The sequence below is a fragment of the Streptomyces albireticuli genome (assembly GCF_021228125.1).
Lineage (GTDB): Bacteria > Actinomycetota > Actinomycetes > Streptomycetales > Streptomycetaceae > Streptomyces > Streptomyces albireticuli.
On the sequence record NZ_JAJQQS010000002.1, the window covers coordinates 676,256 to 695,998 of the forward strand.

The 19,743-nt window shown below is 73.0% G+C and carries 16 protein-coding genes; 3 read left to right on the forward strand and 13 right to left on the reverse strand.

Annotated elements, in window-relative coordinates:
• Nucleotides 1-116: 116 nt before the first annotated feature.
• Both lipA and lipB read right to left on the reverse strand, forming a co-directional pair.
• On the reverse strand, nucleotides 117-1,094 hold the full coding sequence (gene lipA / locus LUZ64_RS03185) for a lipoyl synthase (RefSeq protein WP_095582766.1): 978 nt from the start codon (nucleotides 1,092-1,094) through the stop codon (nucleotides 117-119).
• A 172-nt stretch (nucleotides 1,095-1,266) separates the two neighbouring features.
• Complete coding sequence (gene lipB / locus LUZ64_RS03190; protein ID WP_095582765.1) at nucleotides 1,267-2,049, reverse strand: lipoyl(octanoyl) transferase LipB; 783 nt, start codon at nucleotides 2,047-2,049, stop codon at nucleotides 1,267-1,269.
• Between the two features lie 265 nt (nucleotides 2,050-2,314).
• On the opposite strand from lipB, the gene LUZ64_RS03195 reads away from it, so the two are divergent.
• On the forward strand, nucleotides 2,315-3,766 hold the full coding sequence (locus LUZ64_RS03195; RefSeq protein ID WP_095582772.1) for an NsdA family TPR-like regulatory protein: 1,452 nt from the start codon (nucleotides 2,315-2,317) through the stop codon (nucleotides 3,764-3,766).
• Nucleotides 3,767-3,853: 87 nt separating this feature from the next.
• On the opposite strand, the gene LUZ64_RS03200 is transcribed toward LUZ64_RS03195, so the two are convergent.
• The 3 genes from LUZ64_RS03200 to LUZ64_RS03210 form a co-directional block, all read right to left on the reverse strand.
• Nucleotides 3,854-5,185, reverse strand: a complete 1,332-nt coding sequence (locus LUZ64_RS03200; RefSeq protein WP_095582764.1) for an NAD(P)/FAD-dependent oxidoreductase — start codon at nucleotides 5,183-5,185, stop codon at nucleotides 3,854-3,856.
• Between the two features lie 173 nt (nucleotides 5,186-5,358).
• Nucleotides 5,359-6,258, reverse strand: a complete 900-nt coding sequence (locus LUZ64_RS03205; protein WP_095582763.1) for a TIGR01777 family oxidoreductase — start codon at nucleotides 6,256-6,258, stop codon at nucleotides 5,359-5,361.
• 255 nt (nucleotides 6,259-6,513) lie between these two features.
• Complete coding sequence (locus LUZ64_RS03210; protein ID WP_170116649.1) at nucleotides 6,514-7,032, reverse strand: DUF4240 domain-containing protein; 519 nt, start codon at nucleotides 7,030-7,032, stop codon at nucleotides 6,514-6,516.
• Between the two features lie 185 nt (nucleotides 7,033-7,217).
• Here LUZ64_RS03210 and LUZ64_RS03215 point away from each other — a divergent pair, with 185 nt between their 5' ends.
• A complete protein-coding gene (locus LUZ64_RS03215; RefSeq protein ID WP_211304920.1) occupies nucleotides 7,218-8,150 on the forward strand; it encodes an SDR family oxidoreductase in 933 nt (310 codons plus the stop codon).
• 177 nt (nucleotides 8,151-8,327) lie between these two features.
• On the opposite strand, the gene LUZ64_RS03220 is transcribed toward LUZ64_RS03215, so the two are convergent.
• The 6 genes from LUZ64_RS03220 to LUZ64_RS03245 form a co-directional block, all read right to left on the reverse strand.
• Entirely contained in the window at nucleotides 8,328-9,293 is a 966-nt protein-coding gene (locus LUZ64_RS03220) for a helix-turn-helix transcriptional regulator (protein WP_095580237.1), read from the reverse strand.
• Between the two features lie 345 nt (nucleotides 9,294-9,638).
• Nucleotides 9,639-10,262 (reverse strand): GntR family transcriptional regulator, encoded by a 624-nt coding sequence (locus LUZ64_RS03225; RefSeq protein WP_095580239.1) that lies wholly within the window; start codon nucleotides 10,260-10,262, stop codon nucleotides 9,639-9,641.
• A 170-nt stretch (nucleotides 10,263-10,432) separates the two neighbouring features.
• Entirely contained in the window at nucleotides 10,433-12,223 is a 1,791-nt protein-coding gene (gene sucB / locus LUZ64_RS03230) for a 2-oxoglutarate dehydrogenase, E2 component, dihydrolipoamide succinyltransferase (protein WP_232390017.1), read from the reverse strand.
• Nucleotides 12,224-12,271: 48 nt separating this feature from the next.
• Nucleotides 12,272-13,660 (reverse strand): dihydrolipoyl dehydrogenase, encoded by a 1,389-nt coding sequence (lpdA, locus tag LUZ64_RS03235; RefSeq protein WP_170116654.1) that lies wholly within the window; start codon nucleotides 13,658-13,660, stop codon nucleotides 12,272-12,274.
• Between the two features lie 312 nt (nucleotides 13,661-13,972).
• Nucleotides 13,973-15,505, reverse strand: coding sequence for a leucyl aminopeptidase (locus LUZ64_RS03240; protein ID WP_095579039.1), 1,533 nt, complete (start codon nucleotides 15,503-15,505; stop codon nucleotides 13,973-13,975).
• 161 nt (nucleotides 15,506-15,666) lie between these two features.
• Nucleotides 15,667-16,464: an adenosylcobinamide-GDP ribazoletransferase gene (locus tag LUZ64_RS03245; protein ID WP_095579040.1), complete on the reverse strand. Its 798-nt coding sequence runs from the start codon at nucleotides 16,462-16,464 to the stop codon at nucleotides 15,667-15,669.
• 81 nt (nucleotides 16,465-16,545) lie between these two features.
• Here LUZ64_RS03245 and LUZ64_RS03250 point away from each other — a divergent pair, with 81 nt between their 5' ends.
• Nucleotides 16,546-17,283, forward strand: coding sequence for a hypothetical protein (locus LUZ64_RS03250; RefSeq protein ID WP_095579041.1), 738 nt, complete (start codon nucleotides 16,546-16,548; stop codon nucleotides 17,281-17,283).
• Here LUZ64_RS03250 and LUZ64_RS03255 read toward each other — a convergent pair.
• Both LUZ64_RS03255 and LUZ64_RS03260 read right to left on the reverse strand, forming a co-directional pair.
• On the reverse strand, nucleotides 17,250-17,969 hold the full coding sequence (locus LUZ64_RS03255) for a hypothetical protein (protein WP_211304928.1): 720 nt from the start codon (nucleotides 17,967-17,969) through the stop codon (nucleotides 17,250-17,252). The genes LUZ64_RS03250 and LUZ64_RS03255 overlap by 34 nt on opposite strands.
• Entirely contained in the window at nucleotides 17,966-19,732 is a 1,767-nt protein-coding gene (locus LUZ64_RS03260; protein ID WP_095579042.1) for a phosphatidylglycerol lysyltransferase domain-containing protein, read from the reverse strand. The genes LUZ64_RS03255 and LUZ64_RS03260 overlap by 4 nt, the downstream gene beginning before the upstream one ends.
• Between the last annotated feature and the right edge of the window lie 11 nt (nucleotides 19,733-19,743).

Consider the following 19,743-nt stretch of genomic DNA (forward strand, 5'->3'; position numbering starts at 1 on the left):
GACCTGTTGGTCAAACACCTATGAAACGTTGACGCGGCCGGTACCCGCCACGATGTCGTGGGGGTACCGGCCGCGTCGAATTCCTCCGCGAGAACCGGACAGGGCCGGAGCCGGGATCAGACCGCCGGGCTCGCCGCGGCGGGGGCCGCCGCCGTGCCGCGGCGCTCCATGGCCTGCTGGTACAGCCGTCCCGCGCGGTACGAGGAGCGGACCAGCGGGCCGGACATGACACCGGCGTAGCCGATCTCGTCCGCCTCCTGCTTGAGCTCCACGAACTCCTGCGGCTTCACCCAGCGCTCCACCGGGTGGTGCCGCGGCGACGGGCGCAGGTACTGCGTGATCGTGATCAGTTCGCAGCCCGCCTCGTGCAGGTCGCGCAGGGCCTCGCTGACCTCCGCGCGCTCCTCGCCCATGCCGAGGATCAGGTTGGACTTGGTGATCAGCCCGGCCTCGCGGGCCTTGGTGATCACCTCCAGCGAGCGCTCGTAGCGGAAGCCGGGGCGGATGCGCCGGAAGATCCGGGGCACGGTCTCCACGTTGTGCGCGAAGACCTCGGGGCGGGAGGCGAAGACCTCCTCCAGCAGCTCGGGCACCGCGTTGAAGTCGGGGGCCAGCAGCTCGACCTTGGTGCGGCCGCTCTCCCGGCCCGCGGTCTGCTGGTGGATCTGGCGCACGGTCTCCGCGTACAGCCAGGCGCCGCCGTCCTCCAGGTCGTCGCGCGCGACGCCGGTGATCGTGGCGTAGTTCAGGTCCATCGTGACGACGGACTCGCCCACGCGGCGCGGCTCGTCGCGGTCCAGCGCCTGCGGCTTGCCGGTGTCGATCTGGCAGAAGTCACAGCGCCGGGTGCACTGGTCGCCACCGATGAGGAACGTCGCCTCCCGGTCCTCCCAGCACTCGTAGATGTTCGGGCAGCCCGCCTCCTGACAGACGGTGTGCAGGCCCTCCCGCTTCACCAGGCCCTGGAGCTCGGTGTACTCGGGACCCATCTTCGCCCGGGTCTTGATCCACTCGGGCTTGCGCTCGATGGGGGTCTGGGCGTTGCGGACCTCCAAGCGCAGCATCTTGCGTCCGTCGGGTGCGACAGCGGACACGTCCGGCTCCCTATGACTTCGATTCCTCGGCGAACACCAGGGTACGCCCGTTAATTCATACGTGTTTACGTGCGAAGGTTACGGATGGGGCAACCCGCGTGGGGGAGAGGTCATTCCCCCCGGCGTGCGGCCGGCCCGCGATCCGCCCGCCCACGCCCTCTCGGAGGCGGGCCTACACCGCTCGCGGCAGCGGCTCCGCCGCCTCCAGGACCTCCCGCAGGCGCTTCTCCACCACCGGCAGCACCTCCGCCACGCTCACCCGCCGCCCCAGCTCGTTGGAGAGCGAGGTCACGCCCGCGTCGCGGATGCCGCACGGGACGATCCGGTCGAACCAGGTGTTGTCGGGGTCACAGTTCAGCGAGAAGCCGTGCATGGTGACGCCCTTGGCGATCCGGATGCCGATCGCCGCCAGCTTGCGGTCCTCACGGCGCTGCCCGGCGTTGGACGGGGCGTACTCCGGACCGTTCAGCCGGGGGTCGAACTCCTCGTCCGTCAGCCGCGGGTCGAAGTCCAGGGACAGGCCGCCGACCGCGGGACGCTCCTCGACGGGGTCGCCCAGCACCCACACCCCGCTGCGCCCCTCGACCCGGGTGGTCTCCAGGCCGAGGTCCGCGCACGCGAGGATCAGGGCCTCCTCCAGCCGCCGTACGTGCGCGATCACGTCGACCGGGCGCGGCAGCTTGAGGATCGGGTAGCCGACCAGCTGCCCGGGGCCGTGCCAGGTGATCTTCCCGCCCCGGTCCACGTCGATGACGGGGGTGCCGTCCAGGGGGCGCTCGCCGGCTTCCGTGCGCCGTCCGGCTGTGTAGACCGCCGGGTGCTCCAGCATCAGACAGGTGTCCGGGAGCTCGTCCGCGAAGCGGGCCGCGTGCACCCGGCGCTGCTCCTGCCATGCCTCCTGATACTCGACGGCGTCCGTCCCGAAGCCCAGGTGGACAAAGCGCAGCTCACTCACGGCAGCTCCTCTTCGAACCTATTCGTACTGTTGCGGCTCTTACGGCCTGTTACGGCCTCTTGCGGCTCTTACGGTCGTGCTCTGCCACTGTACGGCGGGCCGCCGACACCCCCGCAGGCGGCCGGTCCCGCCGGACCGCGAGCCATGCCTATTTGATCTGTCCTCACACGATCGGATGAATGCGGGGCGAAGGTAGCGATCAGGGCGTTTGGCGGCCGCTAAGTTCACGCCGTTCCAGAACGCGATCAGGGAGACCGGCAGGCTGATGACGGAACGACCCCCGCAGCGCATCCCCAACCGTCAGCTAGCCGCGCTCATCGCGGAGGCGGGCTTCTCCAACGCAGGGCTGGCTCGGCGAGTCGATCAGTTAGGGCTTGAGCACGGCCTCGACCTGCGTTACGACAAGACGTCCGTCACCCGCTGGCTGCGCGGCCAGCAGCCGCGCGGCACGACCCCGGCGCTCATCGCCGAGGTCTTCACGAGGCGGCTCGGCAGACGGCTGTCGGCGCAGGACCTCGGGCTGGACGCGTGCGCGCCGGTGTACGCCGGACTGGAATTCGCCGCGTCCCCCGAGGAGGCCATTGACATCGTCAGCGGACTGTGGCGCAAGGACTCCGGCAGCCACACCGAGCTCCGGAAGATCGCCTTCACCCCGGCCGGCCTGGTGGTCCCGAGCCGGGACTGGCTGATCGGCCGGGCCGACGAGCGGGTGGCCCGCGGCGCGCCGCCGCAGGCCCTCGCGGAGGGCGGAGTCCGGGTGCCCGCCCAGGGGCGGGGCCACCCGCCGCGCCAGCGGCACGCCGAGCGCGGCCCGGGCGGCCGCGTCTCGATGGGCGACATCGCGGCCCTGCGCTCGGTGGGGGAGCTGTTCCGGACCCTCGACCACGCCTACGGCGGCGGCCACGCCCGGCAGGCCCTCGTGCGCTATCTGGAGCACGAGGCCGAGCCGATGCTCCGCGGCACGTACGGCGAGTCCACGGGGCGGCGGCTGTTCGCGGCCGTGGCCGACCTCACCCGGCTCGCCGGGTGGACCTCGTACGACATCGCCGCCCACGGCCTGGCGCAGCGCTATTTCGTCCAGGCGCTGCGGCTGGCCCAGGCGGCGGGCGACCGCGCCTACGGCAGCTATGTGCTGGTCACCATGAGCCGCCAGGCGGTCTACCTCGGCCACGGCCGGGAGGCGGTGCAGCTGGCCCGCGTCGCCCAGCAGGGCGTCGGGGCGAGCGCGCCGTCCGTGGTGCAGTCGCTGCTCCACGCGGTGGAGGCGCGCGGCCACGGCGTGCTGGGCGAGGTACGGGCCTGCTCGGCGTCGCTCGCGCGGGCGGAGCGGGCCCTGGAGGTCTCCCGGCCGGGCGACGACGTGCCGTACTGGGCCAGGTTCTTCGACGAGGCCCAGCTGGCGGACGAGTTCGGGCACTGCCACCGCGACCTCCAGCAGTACCGGGCCGCGGCGCAGCACGCGGAGCGCTCTCTGCAACTGCGCAGCCAGGCGTACGCCCGCAGCCGGCTCTTCTGCCGGGTGGTCCTGGCCACGGCCAGGCTGGGGCTCGGCGAGCTGGAGCAGGCGTGCACGCTCGGCGCGGAGGCGGCGGCGCAGGCGGCGGAGATGCGGTCGGTGCGGGCCCTGGAGTACATCCGGGACTTCGAGCGGCGGCTGGAGCCGTACCGGGACGCGGCGGCGGTCCGGGCCTACCGCGAGAAGGTGGCCCTGCTGTGAGGGTGGCCGGGCGGGCTGCTCCGGCGGCCCGCCCGGCCTCCTCGTGGCCCGGCCCCCGTAACCCGGCCTCCTCGTGGCCCGTGCCCGCTACGCCGCCTGGAGTTCCTCGGACTCCGTGGGGTGCGGGCTGCGGATGCCCAGGTCGCGCAGGACCGCCAGGGCGGCGCGGCGGCCCGAGAACAGGGCGCCTTGGACCGTGCTCGTGTCGCGGTGGTCGCCGCACACATAGAGCCCGGACAGCAGGCGCACCGGGCGCCGTACGTCGTGCGGGGCCGGCATGGCCGGGACCGCGTCGGGGTCGTGGTGGGCGGAGAGCAGCCGCCAGTCGCTCGTCGAGGTGGCGTAGACCCGGGCCAGCTGGGCGCGCGCGGCGCGGTCCAGCTCGGCGGTCGGCATGCCCGCCGCCGTGCCGAGCACCGTCGACGTGATCAGCGCCCGGCCGTCGGGCGCCCGTGTGGGGTCCACCTCGCTGGCGACCATGGTGTGCGCCACCGGGCCCCGCCGCCCCGCGGCGATGATCAGCGAGGCGTCCCGCAGCGGTGGCTCGTCGGCCGTGTGGTGCAGCACCGTCACCGGGTGGAAGTCCGGCAGCCGCAGACCGGGGATCAGCTCGGTGGCGGCCCGCGCGCCCGTGGCCACGACGACCGAGCGGCAGCGGAACTCGCCGTGCCCGGCGGTGCCCACGGAAGTGGTGCAGGCGGTCTTGGCGTGCACCCCGGTCCGTACCGTGCCGGGTGGGAGCAGCGCCGCCAGCAGCTCGGGCACGGTGTCGGCGCCGCCCTCGGGCAGGCACAGCCGGCCCCGCGCGTAGCCGCGCAGCACCAGATCGGCGCACCGGCTGGACGTGGTGAGGTCCGGGTCGCACAGCAGCGAGGCCAGCAGGGGGCGCAGGAACCCCTCGACCGTACGGGCCGGGAGGCCGCGCCCGGTCAGTGTGTCGGCGGTGGCCCGGTCGGGGCGGGCGAGCACCCGGTGCGCGGGCAGGGCCGCCAGCCGGGCCAGGGCCGCCCCCAGGCGCGCCTGGTCGAGGCCGCCGGACCGGGAGGCGCGGGCGGCCGTGGCGAAGGCCCTGGCGGTGGTGAAGGCGCGCTTGCCGCCGCGGGGCTCCCCCGTGCGCTGGTTGCGCCCGTCGGCGTGGACCAGGACCCCGGGGGTGAACGGGCGCAGGGTGAGGCCGCCGAGCCCGGGGGTGCCCAGGAGCTCGGGGAAGGCGGTGTTGAGCAGCTGCGCCGTGCGGTCCAGTCGGAAGCCGTCGATCCGGTCGGTGGTCATCCGGCCCCCCACGTACGGGGCGGCCTCCAGGACGGTGACCGTCACCCCCGCGGCGGTGAGCCGGTGCGCCGCGGAGAGGCCGGCGAGACCGGCTCCCACGATGACGACGTCGGCGTCGTGTGCGGTCTCGCGTGCGCTGCTGAGCACGTGCCCTCCCGGGGGTCGGTCCGCTCGCTCTGGGGCCTGATGCCCTCAACGGGCAGCGGCAATGCGCGAATTGCCTCGACCGTAGAGAGAAATTCGGTCAACAACAGTCGCGCACGGACAGAGCACGGTCGCACGGCGGTAGCACGGCACCCGTCGCGACGGCCCGCCCGTGTTCACCGCGTGTCCGCCAGCGCCGCCCGTACGGCGCTCTCGACGCGCGGGTAGGCGAACGAGAATCCGGAGTCCAGGAGCCGCCGCGGCACCACGCGCTGACTGCGCAGCAGGTCGGAGGCCATCTCGCCGAGCGCCAGGGTGAGCGCCGGCGCGGGCACGGCGAAGAGCGTCGGCCGGTGCAGTACGCGCCCCATGATGCGGGTGACCTCACGGTTGGTGACCGGATGGGGTCCCGTCAGATTGACGGGGCCCGCCAGGCTCTCCGTCGCCAGCAGATGGCGCAGCGCCGCGACATGATCGTGCAGCGCGATGAGGCTCCAGTACTGCCGTCCGCCCCCGATGCGCCCGCCGAGGCCGGCCCGGAAGAGCGGGAAGAGCTTGCCCCAGGCGCCCCCGTGCCGGGCCACGACCAGTCCGGTGCGGGCGAAGACGGTCCGCACGCCCGCCTCGGCGGCCGGCGCGGCGGCCTCCTCCCACTCCTGGCAGAGGTCCGCGAGGAACCCCGTGCCGGGCGGGGCGCCCTCGTCGGTCACCCGGTCGCCGGTGTCGCCGTAGACGCCGACAGCGCTGCCGCTCACCAGGACGCGCGGCGGGGTGTCGAGCGAGGCCAGCGCCTCGGCGAGGGCGGCGGTGCCGAGGACGCGGCTGTCGCGGATCTTCTTCTTGTACGCCTCGGTCCAGCGGTGGTCGCCGATGCCGGCGCCGGCGAGGTGGACGACCGCCTCGCAGCCGGTGAGGCCGGCGGTGTCGACCCACTGCCGCTCGGGATCCCAGGAGACCTCGCCGGGGGCGCGGGGCGGGCGGCGGACGAGACGGACGACGTCGTGGCCGTCCTTCTCGAGGTCGCGGGTGAGGGCGGTGCCGATGAGTCCGGAGGAACCGGTGAGGGCGATGCGCATGGGGTCATCCTGACGGGGGTGGGGGCGGGGTGGGGTCAGGTGGGGGGCGGGTGGGGGCGGGGGTGCCACTGCGCGGGGCTCTTCCCCGGCCCCGCCCCGGACCCCGGTCCTCAAGCTCCCCCGGCTACCGCTGGGAGGTGCCCCCGGACGGGCTGAAAATCAGCCCGTCCGGCGGTTGAGGACACCGCGCGAAGCACGGAAAGGGGGCCCGGGGCTCGCCCCGGTTCGGGAAGCGGCGGGTAGGGGACACCCCCGCTACCCCCCGAACCGCTCCCACAGCCGTGGGAACCGTTCCGCGAGCGCCGCCTCGTCCTCCAGGTCCAGCGGTGTCCCCGAAGGTTCCGGCGGGGGGTTCGGCAGGCCCAGGTCCGGTGTCTCCGCGCCCGTCAGCTGTTCGTAGGCCTCGTCCGCCGCGAAGCCCAGGTCCTCGCCGTCCCCGTCGACCTCGTCGTCGAAGTCCTCCAGGAGCTCGGCCAGCTGGTCCGGGTCGTGGACCGCGCCTTCGAAGACCTCGCGGCCCTGGCCGATCAGCCAGCACCGGAAGTAGTCGAAGGCGTCGTCGCTCGCGCCGTTGAGCAGCACCGCCGCGGCGCCCCACAGGTCCCAGAGGTACGCCCGGTTGTAGCGCGCCTCGAAGTGCCGGGCGAAGTCCACCACACGCTCCGGGTCGAGCTGCATCAGCGCCTCGACCAGCAGATCGGCCTGGTCCTCGGCGTCGCCCTCGGCAGCGTCGCGCGCGCTGTCGACGAGGTCCCAGAACTCCGTCTCGTCCATCACGGCACCAGCATCGTGCCTCCCACCTGCCCCCGCACGTGGAGCGGAGCGGATGCCGCCGTCTTGTTACCGGTGCGTCGCCGGAAAGGGATCCGCCGTAAATCCGGACTGCGGGTGTCAGGTATTCGTGGCAGCGTCGGCCGTGCACCGAACGACGGACGACGAACAGGAATGGGGACAGCGGCGTGGACACCACCGCAAGCGCGTACGCAGGGAAGCTGGCAGGAAAGGTGGCGCTGGTCGCCGGGGCGACCCGGGGCGCGGGCCGGGCCATGGCGGTGGAGCTCGGCGCCGCCGGGGCGACCGTCTACGTGACCGGCCGGACCACCCGTGCCCGGCGGAGCGAGGTCGGCCGGCCGGAGACCATCGAGGAGACCGCCGAACTGGTCACGGCGGCCGGCGGCACCGGCATCGCGGTGCCCACCGACCACCTGGAGCGCGAGCAGGTCAAGGCGCTCGTGGAGCGGATCGACCGGGAACAGGGACGGCTCGACGTGCTCGTCAACGACGTCTGGGGTGGTGATCACCTGATCGAGTTCGACACCAAGGTGTGGGAGGTCGACCTCGACAAGGGGCTGCGGATGCTGCGCCTCTCCGTCGAGACGCACGCCATCACCAGCCACTACGCGCTGCCGCTGCTGATCCGGCGGCCCGGGGGACTGGTGGTGGAGGTGACCGACGGAACCGCCGAATTCAACAAGACCTACCGCGACAACCTCTTCTTCGACCTGGCCAAGAACGCCCCCATCCGGATGGCCTTCGGCCTCGCCAAGGAGCTGGCGGAGTACGGCGGCACGGCCGTGTCGGTCACACCGGGCTTCCTGCGCTCGGAGGAGATGCTCGACCACTTCGGCGTCACGGAGGCCACGTGGCGGGACGCGATCGCGAAGAGCCCGCACTTCGCGATCGCGGAGTCGCCGCGGTTCCTGGGGCGGGGGGTCGCGAGTCTGGCGGCGGATCCGGAGAAGGGGCGGTGGAGCGGGAAGTCGGTGTCGAGCGGGGAGTTGGCGAAGGTGTACGACTTTGACGACGCGGACGGGTCTCGGCCGGATTGTTTCGCGTATTTCGCGGACGTGGTGTTCGGGGGGAAGGTGGCGTCGGCGGAGGAGTACCGGTAGGGGTGCGGGTGGGTGGGGTGCCGCTGCGCGGGGCCTTGTCCCCTACCCGCCCCTTCCCGAAACCGGGGGCTTCGCCCCCGGGCCCCCTTTTCCGCGCTCCGCACGGTGGCCTCAAACGCCGGCCGGGCTGAATTCGCCCGGTTTCGGGAAGGGGCGGGGCTGGGGACGAAGCCCCCCTCACCCGTACAGCTCCACCCCCCTCGCCGCCGCCTCCGCGAACCGCTCCCGCAGTTCCGGAGGTTCCAGCACCTCCCCCTCCGGGCCGAGGGCCAGCAGCTGGGCGTAGGCCACCTCCAGCGTCTCCACCGGCAGGGTGACGGTGATCCGGCCCCGGTCGTCCGGCGGGCCCGCGGCCTCCAGGGCCTCGTGGGCCGCCGTGCGGTCGGTGATGTGCGGCAGCCGGTGGGCGCCCGCCGGGGTCAGGCGCAGGACGGCGCTCTCCCGCAGGATCGACCGGGCGAACTCCGCCGCGCGGCGTTCCCAGAAGGCCGGCAGGTCGAACTCCTCCGCGCGGGGGAAACGGTCCGCCCGTACGGTCACCGCCGTGAAGCGGTCCACCCGGTAGACCCGGAAGTCGCCGTCCGCGCGGGCCGCGAGATACCAGACGCCTCCCTTCAGGACCAGCCCGTACGGCTCCAGGTCGCGCTCCACCTCCGTGTCCCGCCGGGAGTAGCGGGCCGTGAGCCGGCGGTCGTCCCAGACGGCGTCGGCCACGGCCGGCAGCAGCTCGGGCGGGTCGGCGGGCTGCCACCAGCCCGGCGCGTCCAGGTGGAAGCGCTGCGCGGCGCTCGTGGAGGCGTCGCCCAGCTCGGGCGTCAGGGCCGCGGAGACCTTGAGCCGGGCGGCGGAGGCGGCGTCGGCCAGGCCCATGTCGCGCAGGGCGGTGGGCACGCCGGAGAGGAAGAGGGCCTCCGCCTCGGTACGGCCGAGGCCGGTGAGACGGGTGCGGTAGCCGCCGACGAGGCGGTAGCCGCCGGAGCGGCCGCGGTCGGCGTAGACGGGGATGCCCGCCTCGGACAGGGCGAGGACGTCCCGGGCGATCGTGCGCTCGGAGACTTCCAGCTGCCGCGCCAGTTCGGACCCCGTCATCGAGGAACGCGACTGGAGCAACAGCACCAATGTGATCAGCCGGGCTGCGCGCATGGGTCCATCATGCCCACCGCGACAGGGGGTTCGTCGCCGCGTGCGGGCAGGGAAGAGCGCGGGCCGTGCCCGGAACAGGGCGGCCCGCCGTGCCGACGGCCCCGGATTGACCGGTCCGGGACGCCGGGGCCGGAGACGACAGGACCCGTGCGCCGAGCCAGGGCATGGGAGACGCACGGATTCCTGTTGTCATCCTCAGAGCCGCGCCACATCACAGGACAGGGCGTGCGGGTACGGCTCGGGAGAGACCATACGCCCCTGATCGATGATCGATCAATATCGGACGGATCGCCGCCTGGTCACGATTCCGACCACCCACCGGCCGGATCCCCGGCCGGACCCCGCTCAGACCTGTGGGGCGCAGCTCAGCACATGGGTCTTCAGCAGCTCGCCGATGTGCGGATCGCGCCGCCGGAAGGCCGCGACGATCGCCGCGTGGTCGTCCGCGTGGGCGCGCGGCTCCGGGCTGAGCCAGCGGATCGACAGCGTCGTCCATACCTCGATGCCCAGCGACTCCCAGGTGTGCAGCAGGACGGAGTTGCCCGCGGCCTTGACGATCTCGCGGTGGAAGGCGACCGTGTGCCGCACCTGCGCCTCCCCGTCGCCGGCCCGGTCCGCCCCGTAGAGCGCGGAGACCTCCGGCTCCAGCGCCGAGGCGTCCTCGGCCAGGGCGTCCGCGGCCAGCTCGGCGGCCACCTGCTCCAGGCCCGCCCGTACGGGGTAGCTCTCCTTGAGGTCGGTGGCGCTCAGCTCACGCACCCGGACGCCCTTGTTGGGCGCCGACTCGATCAGCCGCAGCGACTCCAGCTCGCGCAGCGCCTCCCGGACCGGTGTCTGGCTGACGGCCAGCTCCGCGGCGATCCGCCGCTCCACGATCCGCTCGCCCGGCTGCCAGCGTCCGCCCACGATCCCCTCCAGGATGTGCTCGCGGATCTGTTCGCGCAGCGAGTGCACGACGGGTGCGGCCATGGGTGCTCCTTAGCGGGCAGCGGGGATCGGACGTCATTATTCCCCGGCCGTACCGACGCCCCGGTCGCGGTACCGGCCCGGGGCGCGCGAAAGGGCGCGGCCCCGGCCCGTACGGATACGGGACCGGGGCCGCGCCCTTCACGGCGTGCCGCTCAAGGGGGAGCCGGGGCTCAGAGACCGATCTCGGCCTCGAACTCGGCGGCCTCCAGGAGCTGCTTGACCGTCGTCAGGTAGCGGGCGGCGTCGGCGCCGTCCACCAGACGGTGGTCGTACGACAGGGCCAGGTAGGTCATGTCGCGGATGGCGATGGTCTCGCCCAGCTCCGGGTGGTTGATGACCACCGGGCGCTTGACGGTGGCACCGATGCCCAGGATGCCGACCTGGTTCGGCGGCACGATGACCGTGTCGAACAGCGCACCGCGCGAGCCGGTGTTGCTGATCGTGAAGGTCGCGCCCGACATGTCGTCCGGGCTGATCTTGTTGGTGCGGACCTTGCCGGCCAGCTCCGCCGTCTTCTTGGCGATGCCCGCGATGTTGAGGTCGCCCGCGCCCTTGATGACCGGGGTCATCAGGCCCTTCTCGGCGTCCACCGCGATGCCGACGTTCTCGACGTCGTGGTACGTGATCGTGCCCTCGTCGTCGTTGATCCGGGCGTTGACGACCGGGTGGGCCTTCAGCGCCTGGACGGCGGCCTTGACGAAGAACGGCATCGGGGACAGCTTGACGCCCTCACGGGCGGCGAAGGCGTCCTTGGCCTTGTTGCGCATCCGCATGATCTTGGTGATGTCCACCTCGACCACGGAGGTCAGCTGCGCCTGGCCGTGCAGGGCCTTCATCATGTTCTCGCCGATGACCTTGCGCATGCGGGTCATCTTGACCGTCTGGCCACGCAGCGGCGACGCCTCGACGGCGGCGGCCTTCGGGGCAGCGGCGGCGGGCACGGCGGCCGGGGCCGGCGCGACCTGCTTGGCGGCCTCGGCGGCGGCGATGACGTCCTGCTTGCGGATGCGGCCACCCACACCGGTGCCCTGGACGGTCGCCAGGTTCACGGCGTTCTCGGCGGCGAGCTTGCGCACCAGCGGCGTGACGTACGCGCCGTCGTTCGCGGCGGCGACGGCCGGGGCGGCCGGAGCCGGAGCGGCGACCGGGGCCGGGGCGACCGGGGCGGCGGCGGGAGCCGGAGCCGGGGTGGCGACCGGAGCCGGAGCGGCCGGAGCGGCGGCCGGGGCCGGGGTGGCGACCGGAGCCGGGGCGGCGGCGGGAGCCGGGGCCGGGGCGGTGACCGGGGCCGGAGCCTCGGCCGGGGCGGCCGGAGCCGGGGCGGCACCGGCGGCACCGATGACGGCGAGCTTGGCGCCGACCTCGGCCGTCTCGTCCTCGCCGACCACGATCTGCAGCAGCACACCGGAGACCGGGGCCGGGATCTCGGTGTCGACCTTGTCGGTGGAGACCTCGAGCAGCGGCTCGTCGGCCTCGACGGACTCGCCGACCTCCTTGAGCCAGCGGGTCACGGTGCCCTCGGTGACCGACTCGCCCAGCGCGGGCAGCACGACGTCGGTGCCGGAGGCCTCACCGGCCGGGGCGGCGGGCGCCTCGGCGACGGGGGCGGGAGCGGCGGGCGCCTCGGCGACCGGAGCCTCGGCCACGGGGGCCTCGGCCGGAGCCGCGGGGGCCTCGGCGGCGGCCGGGGCCTCGGCGGTGACAGCCTCGGCCGGGGCGCCGGAGCCGTCGTCGATGATGGCCAGCTCGGCGCCGACCTCGACCGTCTCGTCCTCGGCGACCTTGATGGAGGCCAGGATGCCGGACGCGGGGGCCGGGATCTCGGTGTCGACCTTGTCGGTGGAGACCTCGAGCAGCGGCTCGTCGGCCTCGACACGCTCACCCTCGGCCTTCAGCCAACGGGTGACGGTGCCCTCGGACACGCTCTCGCCGAGCGCCGGCAGTGTTACGGAAACCGCCATGGTTGCGGTTGCTCCTTACGAGTAGTGCGGATGGTGGTGCGCTCGGGACTAGTCGTGCGCGTGCAGCGGCTTGCCGGCCAGGGCCAGGTGGGCCTCGCCGAGAGCCTCGTTCTGCGTGGGGTGCGCGTGGATGAGCTGCGCGACCTCGGCCGGCAGCGCTTCCCAGTTGTAGACCAGCTGGGCTTCGCCGACCTGCTCACCCATACGGTCACCGACCATGTGGACGCCGACGACGGCACCGTCCTTGACCTGGACGAGCTTGATCTCGCCCGCGGTCTTGAGGATCTTGCTCTTGCCGTTGCCGGCGAGGTTGTACTTCAGGGCGACGACCTTGTCCGCGCCGTAGATCTCCTTGGCCTTGGCCTCGGAGATGCCCACGGAGGCGACCTCGGGGTGGCAGTACGTCACCCGGGGCACACCGTCGTAGTCGATCGGCACGGGCTTGAGGCCGGCCAGTCGCTCCGCCACCAGGATGCCCTCGGCGAAGCCGACGTGCGCGAGCTGGAGGGTGGGGACGAGGTCACCGACGGCTGAGATGGTCGGCACGTTGGTCTGCATGTACTCGTCGACCAGGACGTAGCCGCGGTCCATCGCGACGCCCTGCTCCTCGTAGCCCAGGCCCTGGGAGACCGGGCCGCGGCCGATGGCGACGAGCAGGATCTCGGCCTCGAACTCCTTGCCGTCGGCCAGGGTGACCTTGACGCCGTCGGTGGTGTACTCCGCCTTCTGGAAGAAGGTGCCGAGGTTGAACTTGATGCCACGCTTGCGGAAGGCGCGCTCCAGCAGCTTGGAGCTGTTCTCGTCCTCGACGGGGACGAGGTGCTTGAGGCCCTCGACGATGGTGACGTCGGTCCCGAAGGACTTCCAGGCGGAGGCGAACTCGACGCCGATGACGCCGCCGCCCAGCACGATCGCGGACTTCGGGACGCGGTCGAGCGTCAGCGCGTGGTCCGAGGAGATGATGCGGTTGCCGTCGATCTCCAGGCCCGGCAGCGACTTCGGCACGGAGCCGGTCGCCAGCAGGATGTGGCGGCCCTGGATACGCCGGCCGTTCACGTCCACGGAGGTCGGGGAGGACAGGCGGCCCTCGCCCTCGATGTAGGTCACCTTGCGGGAGGCGACCAGACCCTGCAGGCCCTTGTACAGGCCGGCGATCACGTCGTCCTTGTACTTGTGGACGCCCGCGATGTCGATGCCCTCGAAGGTGGCCTTGACACCGAACTGCGCGGCCTCGCGAGCCTGGTCGGCGATCTCACCGGCGTGCAGCAGCGCCTTGGTGGGGATGCAGCCGTTGTGCAGGCAGGTGCCCCCGAGCTTGTTCTTCTCGATCAGAGCGACGTCCAGACCCAGCTGCGCTCCGCGCAGGGCAGCGGCGTAACCGCCGCTACCGCCTCCGAGGATCACTAGGTCGAAAACGGTGCTGGCGTCGTTCGCCACGTCACGTCCTCCATGCATGGAATACGCCGGAGCCGGTCGCGGGCGACCGGGCGGCGGCTGTTGTTCGGCCGCTGTTACTTCGGCCCTGGGTCAGTGGGGCCCTGTCCTGCCGAGACAACATCTTCGCACTTGTTGACGGACGGCGGGACGCCGGGCCGGGCTGTGAGGCGACTGATGCGTCACCTTCACGGGTTACTCACGCGTAGGACGCGCTCGATTTCGTTAAGGGCGAACGTCCGCGAGGTGACCCCGGGCGAAACACCCGGGGTCACCCCAAATCGTACGGACCGTGCGGCCCGGCCGGGGCGGGGCTCAGCCCAGGTCGCCGTCGGCGGTGCGCTCGGCCAGCCGGAGGAGCGTGCGGACCGCGGAGCCCGTACCGCCCTTCGGGGTGTAGCCGTAGGGCGCGCTCTCGTGGAAGGCCGGGCCCGCGATGTCCAGGTGCGCCCAGGTGATGCCCTCGCCCACGAACTCGCGCAGGAAGAGGCCGGCCAGCAGGGCGCTGCCCATCCGCTCGCCGATGTTGGCGAAGTCGGCGACGGGGGAGTCCATGCTCTTGCGCAGCTCGTTCGGGATCGGCATCGGCCACGCCTGCTCGCCGACCTCCTCCGCGATCTCGTACAGCGAGGTGCGGAAGGCGTCGTCGTTGCCGAGTACACCGAACGTGCGGTTGCCGAGCGCGATGACCATGGCACCCGTGAGGGTGGCGACGTCCACGATCGCGTCGGGGTTCTCCTCCGAGGCGCGGACGATGGCGTCGGCCAGGACCAGGCGGCCCTCGGCGTCGGTGTTGAGGACCTCGACGGTCTTGCCGCCGTACATCCGCAGCACGTCGCCCGGGCGGGTGGCGTTGCCCGAGGGCATGTTCTCGGCGAGCGCCAGCCAGCCGGTGACGTTGACGCGCAGGCCCAGGCGGGCGGCGGCCGTGACCGCGGCGAACACGGCGGCGGCGCCGGCCATGTCGCACTTCATGGTCTCGTTGTGGCCGGCCGGCTTGAGGGAGATGCCGCCCGAGTCGTAGGTGATGCCCTTGCCGACGAAGGCGAGGGTCTTCTCCGCCTTGGGGTGGGTGTAGCCGAGGCGCACCAGGCGCGGCGGGTTGGCCGAGCCCTGGCCGACGCCCATGATGCCGCCGAAGCCGCCCTTGAGCAGCGCCTTCTCGTCCAGCACCTCGACCTTGAGGCCGAACTCCTTGCCGGCGGCCTGGGCCGCGGCGGCGAAGGCCTTCGGGTTGAGGTCGTTCGGCGGCATGTTGACCAGGTCGCGCGCCCGGTTCATCTCCTCGGCCAGCACGCCCGCGCGCTCGGCCACGGCCTTGACCGCCTTGTCGCGGGGCTTGGCGCCCAGCAGCGCGACCTCGGCGAGCGGGGTGCTCCGGTCGGCGTCCTTCTTGGCGGCGGCCTTGCCGCCCGGGCCGGCGGCGACGTAGGTGTACGCGCCGAGCAGCGCGCCCTCCGCCACGGCGGCGGCGGACTCGGCGTCCGCGACCGGCAGGGCGAAGCCGGCCTTCTTGCTGCCCGTCAGCGCGCGGGCCGCGCTGCCCGCGGCGCGGCGCAGCGCCTCCGCGTCGAAGTCCTCGTCCTTGGCCGGGGTGTCGCCGAGCCCGACCGCCAGCACGACCGGGGCCTTGAGCCCGGACGGGGCGGGGAGCTTGGTCGTCTCACCCTCGCCGCCGGTGGCGCCGAGGGTCTCCAGGACGGCGGCCAGCTTGCCGTCGAACGCCTTGTCCACGGCTTCGGCGCCGGGTGCGACGACAGGACCCTTCGGGCCCTTGGCCACACCGATGACGACGGCGTCCGCGCGGAGCGTCGCCGCGCTGGAAGTGCTGAGAGTCAGAGCAGTCACGGTGGTGGGGTCCCTACTTCCGTTGAGTTCCTCGGCCGATGGGTGGGCCGGCCGCACCCTGGGCATCGTATGCCGCGGTGTCACGGCCCCCCGGGCTCGGGTCGGCCCCCAACGTAGCGCCCGCGACCGGGCGATTCGTGTTCCGGGCGCGCTCCGGCCGCTCAGCCGAGAGCGAGCACGACGAGCGCGGTGGTGGCCGAGGTCTCCGCCAGGGCGCCGAAGACGTCCCCGGTGACCCCGCCGAAGCGCCGTACGCAGTGCCGCAGCAGCAGCTCGCCGGCGGCCAGGGCGAGCGGCACCGCGAGGGCGGCGCGCACCGCGCCGTACGGGCCCGTGGCGGCCCCGAGCGCGGCGGCGGCGGCCGTGGCCAGGGCCGCCACCAGCAGCGCGGACCAGGCGGGCAGCACTCCGGCGACGGCCGCGCCCAGGCCCTCGGGCCGGGCCGGCGGCACCCCGGCCCGGGAGGCCAGCGTCAGGGAACAGCGGGCGGCGAGCGCCGCCACGGCCACCGCGGCGGCGCCGCGCGCCGTGTCGTCCGCGTACGCCCCGGCGAGGGCCGCGACCTGGCCGAGCAGGACCAGCAGCAGGGTGACGACGCCGAACGGGCCGATGTCCGACCGCTTCATGATCCGCAGGGCGTCCTCGGCGGGCTTCGCGCTGCCCAGCCCGTCGGCGACGTCCGCGAGGCCGTCCAGGTGCAGGGCGCGGGTGAGGACCGCGCCCGCCGCCACGGACGCCACGGCGGCGAGCACCGGGCCCGCGCCCAGCAGGAGGAGGGCCGATCCCGCCGCGGCCGCGCAGCCGCCCACGACCAGGCCCGCGAGCGGGGCCGCGAGCATTCCGCCGCGGGCCGCCGCCCGGTCCCAGCGGGTGAGGCGCACGGGCAGCGCGGTCAGCGTGCCGAAGGCGAAGCGCAGGGCGTCGCCCGGGGTGGGCCGGGACGGTGTCGTGTCGGTCATCGCGGGCACCCTATCCCGCCGGGTCAGGACAGTAGGTTGCAGGTGAGAGCGCTGAGAGAGGGCTATCGAACGGGTGGGCACATGGGCCAGTGGCTGCATCGCAACATCGTCGAACCGGGGAAGCTGCCCCTGCTGCTGGCGCTGGCCGCGTTCGTCCTGACGTTCCTGGTGACCCGGGTGATCACCCGGCTGATCCGGGCGGGGAAGGGCCCCTTCCGCAACATCAGCCCCGGTGGTCTGCATGTCCACCATGTGGTGCCCGGCGTCGTGCTGATGGTGATCGGGGGCTTCGCCGCCGTGGCGTCCGGCCGGCACGGCTTCGGGGCCGCCGTGGCGGCCGTGGTGTTCGGCGCCGGCGCCGGACTGGTGCTGGACGAGTTCGCGCTCGTCCTGCACCTGGACGACGTGTACTGGACCGAGCAGGGCCGCAAGAGCGTCGAGATCGTGGTCCTGACGGCGGCGCTGGTCACCCTGATGCTCGCCGGGTTCCTGCCCTTCGGGGTGAACGAGCTGACCCCGGAGGAGCTGCACGACCGCGGCGTCGTGGTCGTCAACGTACTGATCAACTTCCTGATCGCCCTGTTCGCCCTGGCCAAGGGCAAGCCGCGGCTCGCGGTGATCGGCTGTGTGGTGCCGTTCGTGGCGATCGTCGGCGCGGTGCGGCTGGCCCGGCCGGGGTCGCCGTGGGCGCGGCGGTTCTACCGCCACCGGCCACGGGCCCGCCGCCGGGCGCGGGTGCGCGCCTACCGGCACGACGCCCGCTGGGAGCACGTCCGCAACCGCGTTCACGACCTGCTGGCGGGCGCTCCCGACCGCTGACCGCCGGAGCGGAAGACGTCCCCCCGGGGCTTGCGGCGCCTGCGGAACTCATCGGCCGCGCAGAGGGCCAGCACCGCGGCGACGGCCGCGATGTGCTCCTTGCCCGCCAGATTGGGTTTGACGAGCACCTCGGCCACCATGGCGGCGACCACGACCCCGCAGGTGAACCAGGCGCGATAACGCCAGGTGACGTACACCGCGAGCCCCACGACGGCCGCCGACGGGCCGGTGTCGACGACCTTCGCGGCCTCCGGCGGCAGGCCGAACACGGAGTCCGGCCCGATGTGCACGGCCAGCCGCGCGTACATCGTCCCGGCGAGGGTGGCGGCGTAGGCGATGGTCAGCGTGCGCCACCTGCCCAGACAGATCTCGGCGATCCCGAAGACCAGCAGTACCTGGGCCAGCGCCCCCCACACCGGGAGGTCCAGGGCCGGCACGAACAGCGACAGCGGGGTCCGCAGCAGCGCCAGCCACCAGGGCAGCCGCGCCTGCACCGAGCCGAGCTCCTGCACCGGCCCGAAGCCCCAGGGCTGGTTCTGGACGACCTGGAACGTGGCGGTCAGGGCCACCGCAGCCAGGGTCATCGGGACGGCCCGCGGCCCCTTGGTCACGATCGCCAGACGTAGGGTCCCGGCCAGCGGGCCCCACTCGGTGCGCGCGGCGCGACGCAGCGCCGCGCGGTTCATCGCGGGCTCTCCAGATGCTTGCGGTTGAGCCATTTGGGCAGCCCGGGGGCTTCGAGGAAGCCTTCGGCCCGCGCGCTCGCGACGCCGATCCGCAGCAGGTCACTGCTCTTCTCGAACAGCATGAATCGAGGCTCCCAGATGGGGCGGTATTTCGCATTTGCTCGGTACAGCGACTCGATCTGCCACCAGCGCGAGAAGAAGCTCAGCAGCGACCGCCACATCCGCAGCACCGGGCCCGCGCCCAGCTTGGAGCCGCGCTCGAAGACGGACCGGAACATCGCGAAGTTCAGCGACACCTGGGTGATGCCCAGCCCCTTCGCCTGCTGGAGCAGCTCGATGACCATGAACTCCATCAGGCCGTTCTCGGAGTCCCGGTCGCGCCGCATCAGATCCAGGGACAGGCCCTTGGGGCCCCACGGCACAAAGCTCAGCAGGGCCCGCAGCTCGCCCTTGCCGTCGTGGCACTCCAGCATCACGCAGCGCCCGTCGCCCGGGTCGCCGAGCCGGCCGAGCGCCATGGAGAAGCCGCGCTCGGTCGCGCCGTCCCGCCAGTCGTCCGCGCGGCGCAGCAGCTCGGCCATCTCCTCCTCGGGGATGTCCTCGTGGCGCCGGATCCGCACGGTGTACCCGGCCCGCTTCACCCTGTTGAACGCCTGGCGGACGGTGCGCATCGCGCGGCCCTCCAGGGTGAACTCGGCGGTGTCCACGACGGCCTCGTCGCCGATCTCCAGGGCGTCCAGGCCGTGCCGGGCGTAGATGGTGCCCGCTTCCTCGCCCGCGCCCATCACGGCCGGGATCCAGCCGTGCTCGCGGGCCTCGGCCAGCCAGGGCTCGATGGCGCCGGGCCATGCCTCGGGGTCGCCGATCGGGTCGCCGGAGGCGAGCGAGACCCCGCCGACGACGCGGTAGGTGACGGCGGCCTTGCCGGACGGGGACCAGATGACGCTCTTCTCGCGCCGCAGCGCGAAGTAGCCCAGCGAGTCGCGGTCGCCGTGCCGGTCCAGCAGGGCCCGCAGCCGCTCCTCGTCCTCCTGGGTGAGCGGGTCCGTGGCGCGCCGGGCGCGGAAGGCCGCGTAGACCACGACGAGGAGCAGGCACATGCTCATCACGTTGATGAAGACGTCGACCCAGCCGGGTGTGGTGATGCCGGGGTAGCGGCCGTCGTCGGCGGCCAGCGACACCAGGCGCATGAAGCCGTAGCCCCAGCGGTCCAGGAACGTCGAGCGGTACGCGTCGTGGGCCTCGTTGGCGACGGTCACCAGCAGGGCGGCGGTCAGCGAGGTCACCAGCAGGCCGACGACCGCGACCAGCGCGGCGAGCCGCGGGTTGGAGCGGTCGCCCTTGGCGTAGAACTCCCGGCGGCCCACCAGCAGCGCCAGCACGAAGAGGCCCGTCGCCACCAGCGAGAACCAGTTCAGCGGGTGCCGGTTGAACTCCCGGAAGCACATGGCGAACGCCAGGACCAGCAGGAGCAGCCCGGACAGCGCCAGGTTCAGCAGCCACGAGGCGCGCTTGCGCCGGCGCAGGGTGACCGCCATGACGAGCGACCACAGCGCCGACGCGAAGCCGGCCGTCAGCAGGTACGGGGTGAAGAACTCGTCCGCGTTGTGCCGTCGGATGTCCGCGCCGAAGGACACCCAGACCGCGCCGAGCAGATTGACGAACGTGACGACGCGGAGGTACCACACGGCGAAAGCTGCGGCGCGCCGCGGCCGGAGGCCGTTCCGCGCGCCTTCATCCGGAGTCAAGCGGACTTCTCCCATGAAAAGTGAGC

Excerpts from the sequence above, each read along its gene's own strand:
- LUZ64_RS03195 (WP_095582772.1), top strand. The coding sequence starts at position 2,315 with ATGACGGAACGACCCCCGCAGCGCATCCCCAACCGTCAGCTAGCCGCG.
- LUZ64_RS03205 (WP_095582763.1), bottom strand. The coding sequence starts at position 6,258 with ATGCGCATCGCCCTCACCGGTTCCTCCGGACTCATCGGCACCGCCCTC.
- LUZ64_RS03210 (WP_170116649.1), bottom strand. The coding sequence starts at position 7,032 with ATGGACGAGACGGAGTTCTGGGACCTCGTCGACAGCGCGCGCGACGCT.
- LUZ64_RS03220 (WP_095580237.1), bottom strand. The coding sequence starts at position 9,293 with ATGCGCGCAGCCCGGCTGATCACATTGGTGCTGTTGCTCCAGTCGCGT.
- LUZ64_RS03225 (WP_095580239.1), bottom strand. The coding sequence starts at position 10,262 with ATGGCCGCACCCGTCGTGCACTCGCTGCGCGAACAGATCCGCGAGCAC.
- sucB (WP_232390017.1), bottom strand. The coding sequence starts at position 12,223 with ATGGCGGTTTCCGTAACACTGCCGGCGCTCGGCGAGAGCGTGTCCGAG.
- LUZ64_RS03245 (WP_095579040.1), bottom strand. The coding sequence starts at position 16,464 with ATGACCGACACGACACCGTCCCGGCCCACCCCGGGCGACGCCCTGCGC.
- LUZ64_RS03250 (WP_095579041.1), top strand. The coding sequence starts at position 16,546 with ATGGGCCAGTGGCTGCATCGCAACATCGTCGAACCGGGGAAGCTGCCC.
- LUZ64_RS03255 (WP_211304928.1), bottom strand. The coding sequence starts at position 17,969 with ATGAACCGCGCGGCGCTGCGTCGCGCCGCGCGCACCGAGTGGGGCCCG.
- LUZ64_RS03260 (WP_095579042.1), bottom strand. The coding sequence starts at position 19,732 with ATGGGAGAAGTCCGCTTGACTCCGGATGAAGGCGCGCGGAACGGCCTC.